Annotated in this window: 7 protein-coding genes and 1 tRNA gene; 6 read left to right on the plus strand and 2 right to left on the minus strand. The window is 46.7% G+C overall.

From position 1 onward, the window contains the following. Positions 1-105: 105 nt before the first annotated feature. Positions 106-2,520: a peptidoglycan DD-metalloendopeptidase family protein gene (locus tag QUB13_RS28185; protein WP_333387826.1), complete on the plus strand. Its 2,415-nt coding sequence runs from the start codon at positions 106-108 to the stop codon at positions 2,518-2,520. Positions 2,521-2,658: 138 nt separating this feature from the next. Then, a tRNA-Met gene (locus tag QUB13_RS28190) sits at positions 2,659-2,731 on the plus strand. An 83-nt stretch (positions 2,732-2,814) separates the two neighbouring features. Here QUB13_RS28190 and tnpA read toward each other — a convergent pair. After that, the gene (tnpA, locus tag QUB13_RS28195) at positions 2,815-3,210 is read right to left on the minus strand and encodes an IS200/IS605 family transposase (RefSeq protein WP_333387842.1); all 396 of its coding nucleotides are present in this window, start codon (positions 3,208-3,210) and stop codon (positions 2,815-2,817) included. A 60-nt stretch (positions 3,211-3,270) separates the two neighbouring features. Here tnpA and QUB13_RS28200 point away from each other — a divergent pair, with 60 nt between their 5' ends. The 4 genes from QUB13_RS28200 (at position 3,271) to QUB13_RS28215 (ending at position 10,137) form a co-directional block, all read left to right on the plus strand. Then, on the plus strand, positions 3,271-4,452 hold the full coding sequence (locus QUB13_RS28200) for an RNA-guided endonuclease InsQ/TnpB family protein (RefSeq protein WP_333387829.1): 1,182 nt from the start codon (positions 3,271-3,273) through the stop codon (positions 4,450-4,452). Between the two features lie 60 nt (positions 4,453-4,512). Continuing rightward, on the plus strand, positions 4,513-5,112 hold the full coding sequence (locus QUB13_RS28205; protein ID WP_194010381.1) for a peroxiredoxin: 600 nt from the start codon (positions 4,513-4,515) through the stop codon (positions 5,110-5,112). A 138-nt stretch (positions 5,113-5,250) separates the two neighbouring features. Then, positions 5,251-5,814, plus strand: coding sequence for a peroxiredoxin family protein (locus QUB13_RS28210; RefSeq protein ID WP_194010382.1), 564 nt, complete (start codon positions 5,251-5,253; stop codon positions 5,812-5,814). A gap of 288 nt (positions 5,815-6,102) precedes the next feature. Continuing rightward, positions 6,103-10,137 carry a hypothetical protein gene (locus QUB13_RS28215; RefSeq protein WP_333387834.1) on the plus strand — a complete coding sequence of 1,345 codons (4,035 nt, stop codon included), beginning with the start codon at positions 6,103-6,105 and terminating at the stop codon, positions 10,135-10,137. Between the two features lie 453 nt (positions 10,138-10,590). Here QUB13_RS28215 and QUB13_RS28220 read toward each other — a convergent pair whose 3' ends face one another. After that, the gene (locus QUB13_RS28220; RefSeq protein ID WP_333387836.1) at positions 10,591-10,800 is read right to left on the minus strand and encodes a hypothetical protein; all 210 of its coding nucleotides are present in this window, start codon (positions 10,798-10,800) and stop codon (positions 10,591-10,593) included. Positions 10,801-10,852 lie beyond the last annotated feature (52 nt).

Below are 10,852 nucleotides of genomic sequence, written 5' to 3' on the forward strand. Positions count from 1 at the left end.
GTCAACAATCAAAATATTTTTGGTGGTTGATTTAAATTCAGCGTCATGGAATACCCTTGAGTGTTTCCAAGGACAGTTAGCGCTTCTCAGTAGGAGGTCGTTTTTTTGAAACGAACATATCCCCAAATTAAGCCTGTTCAGGCTAGTGAAATCGACGGAGACGGTTCATCAGAACCGTCCAAGCAGACAACGCTCAGCACTGGCAGAGTTCGCTCTCTCGCCACGATCGGGCTGGCAATATCTGTAGGTGCTTCAGGCATCCTGCTGCCGAGAAATGGAGACAGCGCTCGCGCGTCTGAACTCGCAACGGCAGCAAAATCTACCGCAGAAGTACAGCCAATTTCGGCAAATGCACCCGCTACCTCGGCACAAGTTGACGGTTCCCGGGCCGAACAGGCAGGGGTTAAGGTTCAACAGGGACAAACCCTCTGGGAGTTGTCTCGGGACTATGAAGTTGCACCGCAGGCACTAGCAAGTGCCAACGGCATCAAACTCGATACCGTACTCGAAGTTGGCCAAGAACTCAGAATCCCGACTGCGATGGCAGCGGCTCCACAACAGAACGCCGGCAATACTGCCGCGGTCGATCCCGAACAAAAGTTAAATCTGACTGGCTCCGAGTCGTTGGATAGTGCAACTTCGTCATGGCAGCCAACCTCCGCGCCAGACCAGGAGACGATATCAGCACAAAGCTCGATCGAAGACCCTAACGCAGACTGGGCGATAGACAGTCTGAAAAAACAGGAAAACCGCACCACAGCATCAGGTCGGCCCCTGTCGGAGTCCTCGGTAAGAGCAAATTCATCTACATCTGCTGTAACGACTCTGGCATCCCCAGACTCTCCTACTCAGACAGCAATTCCAGACCTCAATACTACACCAGTAATTCTCAATGGCGGTGTCGGTCAAGCAGGCTCTGGCGATCGAGCATTCGAGTCCATTGAACAGTCTCTGGTAACACCCGGTTTGCCTTCGGCTGTGGTAGTCCCCCCCGCAGGCAGTACCGCCGCGCCAGAAACGGTACTGTACAGCGTCCGTCCGGGAGATACCCTAGATGCGATCGCCAAAGGTTACGGCGTATTGCCCAAAGAGCTGATCGCAGCCAACAAGCTCGGCAACCCCAACTTGCTGAATGTAAATCAACAGCTAAAAATTCCCCAAGTTGGGTCAAATAATCCAGCGGTGCAGGCGGCAGCCTCTGATTCTGCCTCCTACTCTAGATCTCTGTGGTCAGCAGCTTCGGTTCCCGCATCTTTGAACCAGAGTTCCTCTACCCCGGAAAGAACCGACTCGATAGCAGCATCCGCTCCTACAGCGCCTGTTGTCTCTCCCCTAGGGAACTTGGAAGGCCTGAACAATATTTCAGCGCCGATGGTTCCCAAAATCAACAGCATTCCGCTAACTCAAGTTTCTCAAACTATTAGCGACCCCGGTAAACTGGAGCTTCAAGGCGAACCAACTTTTACAGGTGCCGTTGACACCAGTGCCCTGCCTCAGCCAGCAAGTGCAACTGCTACCGCCATCGCTACGGGAGAATACCCCCAGCCGGTCAGCTTTTTGCCAAATGCTAGCGACCAGGGTTTAAATGCAGCGGACGGTAGCGCTTTACCTGAGTCGAATTCCGAGGCCCGTCCCGCAGGTCAGGCTCTCAACCCTTATGCCGAACGCTTGAGGGCTGAAGTTGGCAGGCTGCGAGAGGAATATCGCGCCGAACGCAATTCGATCGGCGTAAATGCAGTGTCCCTAGCTCCAACTGAGCCGGAGACTACTTTCGCCTCGACCAACCCGTCTCAAGAACTCCCAAGTGTAAATCCTGACCTCTACACTCCCGAGTACCCTGGGGCTGTGCAGAACGAAATCAGCAGACCGCCTTCGAGAGATTGGTCAGAGCAGGTTCAGAAGCAGCAGCAAGAGCGTTTTGACCCGGCTCGCGCCGCCGAACTCCAACCGATCGACCTGACGCCGAACTCGACTCTCGATCGGCCTGTGGTAGCAACGGCTCCTTTGGGTTCCCAGGGTTACGACCCCCTCAGCAACCCGTCTATGGGACGCATGGTTTCTCCAGAACTGCCTCCGCTTTCGGGCCCTGATACTTATCTGCCTAACGGCAAACAACGGTCTGCCAACGGGTTTATTTGGCCGGCTAAGGGCGTTCTCACTTCTGGCTACGGCTGGCGTTGGGGACGGATGCACAAGGGAATTGATATTGCAGGGCCGATCGGTACGCCAATTATGGCCGCCGACAACGGGGTGGTTACCTATGCACAGTGGAACGATGGCGGCTACGGCTATCTGGTGGAAATTACCCATGCAGACGGCTCAGAGACGGTCTACGCCCACAACAGCCGAATTTTGGTGCAAAAGGGTCAGACAGTCGCTCAAGGCGAACAGATTTCAGAAATGGGCAGCACCGGCTTCAGTACCGGGCCGCACTTGCACTTTGAAGTCCATCCCGCCGGACAGGGTGCAGTCAATCCAATGGCTTTTCTGCCTGACGATAGCTCTAGCGCTTCTAGGTAACAACTGGTCGGAAGTTATGGGTTTTGACTCATTATCAAAACTCATGACTTTGACTAGGAGTTATTAGAAATAATGTTGGATGGCAAGCAGCCATAGCTCACCATACCGTGCTACGATAGTAAATCGTGAAGTGAATTTGGCTCAGTGGCGCAGTGGTTAGCGCAGGGGACTCATAAGCCCAAGGTCGCAGGTTCAAATCCCGCCTGAGCCATCATTTCATTTAAAAAACCGCGCTCTCAATTTTGAGAGCGTGTTTTTTTGATTTTTTGACCAAAAAAATGGGATACAAGCCCCTTATTCAGTGGCCGGCTTTTCTTGATTTCTAATATATTCCTTCAAAACTTCTAAAGGCGCACCTCCTACAGAAACAGCAAAATAACTAGGACTCCACAAAGCTTCTTTGTGGGGTTTTTCGTGTCCAGCCTGTCCGTACCGACGACTGGAAACGCCTTTTAATGCGTTAACAATTTGAGATATCGACAATTTAGGCGGATACTCAATCAGCGCATGAACACGATCGCCTTCGCCATTGAACTCTAGCACTTGAAAGTTCATTTTTTGGGCTACATCTCGAAATGATGTTTCAATCAAATCAAGGCTGTCACTCGTAAATACAGACCGACGATATTTTGTTATGCAGACCAAGTGCATTTTAAGTTCTGTAACAGAATGGCGCTCCCGGCGGTAAATGTTGTCATTATTTGCAAACCAATATATGATCAAGCCTACAGACCAATATTTATTATAACCATGAAGGCGAGGTTCAAGTACAGATTTTATCCGACAACCGAACAAAACCAGAGCTTGGCTCAGTTGTTCGGTTGTGTGAGGGTGGTCTGGAACGATAGCCTAGCTCTCTGCAAGCAGTCTGAAAAAAAGCCAAGTTCGGCCCACCTACAAAAAATTGTGATAACCCAAGCGAAAAAGACCGAAGAAAGAGCTTGGTTGGGCGAAGTTTCCAATATTCCTCTACAGCAATCTGTAGCGGACTTGGAAACAGCTTTCAAGAATTTCTTCGATTTCTGTAAAGGAAAGCGAAAAGGTCGTAAAGTGGGTTATCCTAAGTTCAAAAAAAGAACAAACAGTCAGTCTGCGCGATTTCGGATTGGAGGCTTTTCTCTGAAAAATAGCGGTGTCTATTTAGCCAAAATTGGTATTGTCAAACCAATATGGTCAAGAACACTGCCCTCTGAGCCTAGCTCGGTCACAGTAATCAAAGATTGTGCCAATCGTTATTTCTTGAGTTTTGTAGTAGAAGTTCAATCCATTCCATCTGAGGCGAAAAACCCAAGTATCGGAATCGATTTGGGGATTAAAACTTTTGCAGTGATGAGTGATGGCGAAAAAGCCCAAAGTCCTAAATACAAAAAGTTAAACAAGAAAATTCGCCAACTTCAGCGCAAGGGGGCCCGCCAGCCGAAAGACTCTAAAAGGAGAAACGTAACACGAATCAAGATCGCTAAATTGCACAACCGCATTGCCGACACCCGTAAGGATTTCCTGCACAAATTATCAACCAAAGTAGTTAACGAAAACCAAGTGATTGTTTTGGAAGACTTGAATGTGTCAGGGATGGTAAAAAATCGCAAACTTTCGCGGGCAATTAGTCAGCAAGGGTGGAGAGAATTTAGAACTTTGTGCGAGGCTAAGTCCCAAAAGTTTGGCAGAGAGTTTCAAGTGATTAGTAGGTGGGAACCTACTAGCCAAGTTTGTGCAGACTGTGGTTTTAAGTGGGGTAAGATTGATTTATCTGTTCGTTCAGTGCTTTGTGTTAGTTGCGGTACGCTCGCAGATAGAGATCAAAACGCTTCGAGGAATATAGATAAAGTCGGGATGGGGAATCGCCACGACTTAAAACGGGCGCAGAGGGATTGTCAGACTACGCTTGCGGAGCAGAACCCGATGAAGCGTCAAGAATCACCGCTCTTTTAAGACGGTGAGTATTTCAATATGATATATTTGTAACAGTTCGTAAAAAAGGAAACAACATCTATGACAAGTGAATGCCTCCGGGTTGGTCAAGCTGCACCGGATTTCGCAGCAACAGCCGTAGTGGATCAGGAATTCAAGACAGTTAAACTGTCAGACTATAAAGGCAAAAAGTATGTAGTCCTGTTCTTCTATCCCTTGGACTTCACCTTTGTGTGCCCGACTGAGATTACAGCATTTAGCGATCGCCATGAGGACTTCAAGAAAATCGATACCGAAATCCTCGGCGTATCCGTTGACAGCGAATTCTCTCACCTCGCTTGGATACAAACAGACCGCAAATCAGGCGGTATCGGCGACATCAACTATCCCTTAGTTGCTGACCTCAAAAAAACAATTAGTTCCGACTACAACGTCCTAGACCCTGAAGCCGGTATTGCCCTCAGAGGTCTGTTCATTATCGACAAAGAAGGCATCATCCAACACTCTACTATCAACAATCTTGCCTTCGGCCGCAACGTAGACGAAACCCTCCGCACACTGCAAGCTATTCAACACGTCCAGTCTCACCCCGATGAAGTTTGTCCCGCAGGCTGGCAGCCCGGTGACAAGACTATGACTCCCGACCCGGTTAAGTCCAAAGTATTCTTTGCTGCGGTCTAACTTCATACTTTTGAGTTTTAGGGGCGGTGCCTGTGAGTGCCCGCCCGCTTGGTTTTGAGTTAAACAGTTTTTAATTCAAAACTCAAAACCTTCCCCCCAATTCCCGATTCCCGATTCCCCATTCCCAAATTAGGAAATATGCTGACTTCTACAGATTTTAGCGGCTTGTTAAATCAGCGGTTTTTCCAAAATTTATTGCCTGTTCCCGCCACTAATGTTCTGAAGCTGGGACAGATAACTCCTGATTTTGAACTGCCGGATATTAATAATGGTAAATTGGTGCGACTGTCGAATTACCGCGGCGATAGACCGGTAGTTCTGGCTTTTACGCGGATTTTTACTGAAAAGCAATATTGCCCTTTCTGTTTTCCCCACATTAAGGCTTTGAATGAAAGCTGGGAAAAATTTGCCGATCGCAATATAGAATTATTGATGGTCACCAGCACCGACGATCGCCAAAGCCAAATTGTGGTTAAAGATTTAGGCTTGAAAATGCCCCTGCTTTCCGATCCAGGCGTAAGAGTGTTTCGCACTTATCAAACCGGTCAAGCTTTGGGCGCTCCTTTGCCCGCTCAGTTTGTTTTGGATAGAGATGGAAAACTGCTATTTAAACATTTGTTTTCTTTCATCGACCACAATGCTAGTGTGGAAACTTTGCTGAAATATTTCGACAAGCAAGAAGACGGCAATACCCTATCCTAATACTTTGGTTGAAAAACCCGCTTTCTAAATACCCCTGCTTCCGCGAACTATGGAAGTTTTTAACCGCAGATACACGCAGGTGTACGCGGTTATTTTTATGTTTGGCGATAAATCATATCATGTCCAGTCTACAACCATAACAAAAAGCGTTCGTAGTGCGGACGACTCGCACTACGAACAGGGACACGATATAACTCGTTGTGCCAATTCTCAGGGCGGAATACTCCGATGTTCGATCGGCATTAATCTAGACTATAGCTGGAATATAGCTAGCACCAGTTTAAGCCGATGTCGTCTCCAAAAGGTCGATCGAGTAAAATTGAATTCAGCGTCTTAGCCTCGCACCCTGAGTTGTTGACAGGTTTAGATGCGTGGCTGCGGCTGGGCTTGATCGAGCCCGCTGAGGTTGAGCAATTGTGCCGACAATATTTAGTTTGTCCCCTGCCCGAACCCTCAAAGACGATCGCCCCAATTACTCAATCAAAAATACCCGCTCTCTCAACACAAAAAGCATTGCCCAGCACCGCTAAAAACGTTCGAGAGCGCGCAGAAACCGCTCGCAGCCCTAATTTTGTCGCTCAAATTTTGCACTCGTTCATAGCCGAAATTAGCGTCGTGTGGCTGTTATTTTTAGGAGTGTTCATGGTAGTTGTCTCCTCTGGAGTCTTAGCTGCTAGTCAGTGGGAAAGATTTCCGGCTGCCGGACAATATGGAGTTTTGTTAGCTTATACTTTAACATTTTGGGCGATTAGCAGTTGGGCTAAAAAACAGGCTAATTTGCACTTGACTGCTCAAACTTTGCAAGAAGTAACACTGTTACTGGTGCCGATTAATTTTTGGGCGATGGACACTTTTGGATTGTGGCAATATCCCTGGAATTGGGCCGTAGCAATCGCCGCTGCACTTATTTTGACTTGGATAACGCGCGGGATTATCAAATCTCAGTATGAAAGCTTGTTGGGTAAAAATGTCACTCGATCGATCGCCCTAAATCATTTGGGATTGAGTTATTTGCACTGGGGTTGGGGATTTGTAGGCTTTTCCCTAGCTGCAGTTTATTTGGGTACCGTCGGAACTACTGCTGCTGGTGTTTATCAAGTTCAACAACAACGCTTACAATCTGTCCGACGCGGGGAAAATGCTGAAACCATCGCCGCTGCTTTTACTTCCAGCCCAGATTTTCTGACTTACAAAAAAGCTGCTTTAGTAGCTTATTCTCTAGGAATTTTACTAGGTCGGGCGATATTTGTCAAGGGCGTAGATATCGCTCAAATGGGTTTAGCTTTGGGGATTTGCGGCGTGCTTTTAGCATGGTTAGATTGGCAGCACCCTCTCGCATCTCGGACTATTACAAATAATATATCCGACAACCAAAATCCCGGCAGCTTTTTTAACTGGCAATTAGCCGGAGGGGCTTTATTAGGTTTAGGCTGGCTGGTTTGTTTTCGCGAAATTCCCCTACAGGCGATCGCAGTTAGCGGATTGGCTGTGTGGTTTTTTTATAGCCGCTTAGTGCGGTTTTGGCAAAAGTTTGATTTGCTAATGCTTGAAGCGGCAGGAATTCAAACGATTTGGCTGTTTTGGCGAGTTGTTCCTTTAGGGATTAAAACACAATTTTCTACATTTTTAACTCAGCTTACCAACTCTGGGCAAACTCCTTGGGTTTTGTGGGGTGTTTTGCTCTTGCCTTATTTAATTTTAACCGCAGGTGTGGCGCAGTGGCTCTACCGATCGCGCAAGTTTCAACTTGCCCGTTTTGGTGAAAATCTTGCTCTCGGTTTGGGCAGTGTTTTAACTGTTATTAGTTTCGTCAATCCTTTTTGGCGATCGATCAATTTATTGGTTTCTACTTTAACTTTAGCTTGGATTGCCTGGAAATACGTCATCCCCGATAATTCCCGGCGATTCTCAATCCCAGATTCGGCAGTCGATAGCCAGCGAAATCCGGCATTTTTAGTTTACCTGACTCACATTCTGGGTTTAGGCACGATCGCTTCGACAATTGACTTATTTTTGCCTAACCAAACACCCCATATTTGGGCAGGAATTTTATTGCTGTTTATGGCTGCTGAATGGGGATTTTTTGTCTGGATGAAAGCAGCAAATATCAGAGAAAATTCTGCCTTTTTCCGCTGGCATCCTGCATGGTTTCAAAGTTCTTGGAACCTGGGTTTAGGATTAGCGGGATTCAGCTTTATCTTGCTCTACAGTAATTTGCAGTCTCCGGGGGGTTTGATTTGGCTGGCCGCACCTTTGGCTTTGACTGCTGTTGCTAAATATACTGATTTTCCTCACAAACAAGTCGCCAGTACATTCAGCGCGATCGCCCTAATATTAGCGCAATTTCTGATTTTGAGTTTTCCCGGATATCAGTTAATCGCTTTGGGTTTGGCTGCTGCGTTGATGTTAGTCAATACTTTCTATTTGGTAGAGGTACCGGCGGCTGCAATTTGTGTCGGATTTAACTTGGGTTTTGTAGCTGCGGTAATCGATCGATTAGGTTTTGTATCTGGTTGGGCTTGGGGAATTGCTGGGGCGATCGCACTTTTGTGTCTCTGGTTGTTTCGCAGCACGATTGTTCGTGTTTCCAGCCGTTTCCCTCAGCCTTCTCGATTAGCTCAAATTTACGATCGAGCTTTAGATGGTTGGGCTGTCTTACTCGCCAGCTTGCTGTTGACAACTATTACTTTTTATTCTTTTGAACTCTACGCACGCCCTACCTTCAATTTCTCCGCCTCTGCTGAAGTATTGGCTGCTACTTTGGTAATCATGGCTGCGATTGTTTTCCGAAGTTTGCACCAACTTTCGCCTCTGGCAATTTATGCTTTGGCTTGGAGTTTGGAGTTGCTGACAGCAGTCGGTTTGAGTTTTGTCGATCGCACTGCGATTAATTTGGCTGTAGCGAATATTGCGATCGGGTTGTTTGCACAATTGATGGGCGATTGGTGGCGGCGGCGCAATTCCGACAATCGCACAATTTTACCCAGCATTCACGTTATACCTTTGGTTTACGGGTTGTTGGGTTTGATTTTGCGATCGCAAACTTTTGCCAATTGGACTGGTTTAACTGTGTTTGGTGCGTCTTTAATTGCGATCGGCATTGGTAGGCGCGAGCAACAATTCAAACCCCTGGTTTATTTAGGATTAATTGGTGTCTCGGTTTCTGCTGGCGAGTCAGTGATTTATCAACTTTTGCAAACACCGGGAGGCTCTTTTGGCGACGGTTTAATTGTGCTAGCAACCCTCGGTACAACTTTAACCTATATATATCGCATTTTGTCTCCTTGGCTCAGCAACTATTTGCATTTAACTAATGCGGGGTTGAAAATATTTGGTCACCTGCACTGGGTTTTGAGCAGCGTGCTCCTGATTTTGGCTTCTACCAACGATATTAAATCAGGGATAAATTTAGGATTAGTCACTGGTGCTTTATTAGTGCAGTACGCTTTCTTGCAAGGGCGAAATAATCTCGATCGCCTGTGGGCAGAAATTTGGATTTACTTGGGCTGGCTAGAAGCCTTTGGAGTCCGGCTTTATTGGATAAATACGCCTTTAGTCAAGTACATTTCCGGGCCGCTGGGGCCGTGGAAAGTTGCTTTCGCTTCTTTATTTGCCTATTTCATTTACATTTTACCTTGGGATAACTGGGGTTGGTCAAAAAAACCTTGGCGGATAATTGCTTCGCTGATTCCCGCAGTAGCTATTTTGGAATCTCCGGCTAAGTTTTATCCGATTAGCTGGTTGATAGCTGCCGCGTTTTATATTTTCCTAGCTTGGGAAAAGCAGGAAGTCCGTTTTACCTACGTGAGTGTGGCCATAATTGACTGGCTATTGTTGCAGTGGTTTGCACAAATGGGATTGACTCAGCCTGAATACTACTTTACTCCTTTGGGGCTTTCTTTCCTTTACGTTGCTCAGTTCGTGAAGCGTAGCTATCCCGTAGGGAATCGCGCTTTGCAGTTACCAGCCCAAAAAACCCTGCGCCACACTCTGCGAATCCTCGCCACGGCGCTGATTTGCGGGTTGCCTCTTTTGACTCAGCAAAGCCACGGTTTACTAGCGGGGGCTTTTAGTTTGCTAGCGATTGTGGCTGGTTTGGCGCTGAGAGTGCGGGCGTTTTTGTTTGTGGGGACAGGAATTTTCTTAATCAATGTTTTCTATCAGTTAGTAGTGCTGATTTTCGATTATCCATTGATTAAATGGGCGATCGGTTTGGCTTTTGGGATTGTATTTATCTGGATTGCTGCTACTTTTGAAACTCGGCGCGATCGCATTTCTGCTTTTGTGCAGCATTGGGTTGTACAGTTCCAATCTTGGGATTGAATTTTCCGCAAGACACCTCTTCGTTTCATTCCCTCGCTCTTCTTCAAAGTATCTGCGTTAATCTGCGTCGATCAGCAGGGCATCTGCGGTTGCTCTATCAATCAAAGATTTATGCACTTGCTCGTCTAATCAAATCCTGTTGCCCCGGAAGAGCGGGTTTACCAAAACTATAATTTTCTGCGATAAAATGTAAAAAAAACGCCCTTTTTTTTGGGGTCAAAGGCTTGACATTCCAGGCTTAAAAAGGTATTATATAATAATGGGAGTGGTAGCAATTTTCAAATTTAAGCCACCACTTCCATTATCTAAAATATACCTTAAAAATCAACTAAAATCAATAGGTAAAAACACTTTTTTTGCGCCGCGACTTGAGAGTCTAAATTAACAAGAATCAGCAAATAATTATAGGCAAAGGTGGGCAGAAACCCACCGTAAAGCAGAGCTATTAATTGTTTAATCTAACTCTGGATCGCCAGGTCGATCGAACACAATCTCAAAGATTCCCGATCGCACAAACTTGCACAAAGCCCTTAAATGTTCATCTGCATCTTGGCGATTGCAGAAACGCGCAACAGCGTGATTTCGAGCATCAGGCAAAACCCGCACAATCACCCAAGGTTTGGCATAATCCGGCTTTATTGACACTCCCCGGTCTAAAGACACGGGGATTCTTAAGGACAAACTTTGGGGGATGAATCCGCCCAAAGTTTAATTC

Source organism: Microcoleus sp. B4-D4, from assembly GCF_036705185.1.
In the GTDB taxonomy this organism is placed as follows: domain Bacteria; phylum Cyanobacteriota; class Cyanobacteriia; order Cyanobacteriales; family Microcoleaceae; genus Microcoleus.

Coding starts and splice junctions, on each gene's coding strand:
- QUB13_RS28215 (WP_333387834.1), top strand. CDS start 6,103: ATGTCGTCTCCAAAAGGTCGATCGAGTAAAATTGAATTCAGCGTCTTA.
- QUB13_RS28205 (WP_194010381.1), top strand. CDS start 4,513: ATGACAAGTGAATGCCTCCGGGTTGGTCAAGCTGCACCGGATTTCGCA.
- QUB13_RS28200 (WP_333387829.1), top strand. CDS start 3,271: ATGAAGGCGAGGTTCAAGTACAGATTTTATCCGACAACCGAACAAAAC.
- QUB13_RS28210 (WP_194010382.1), top strand. CDS start 5,251: ATGCTGACTTCTACAGATTTTAGCGGCTTGTTAAATCAGCGGTTTTTC.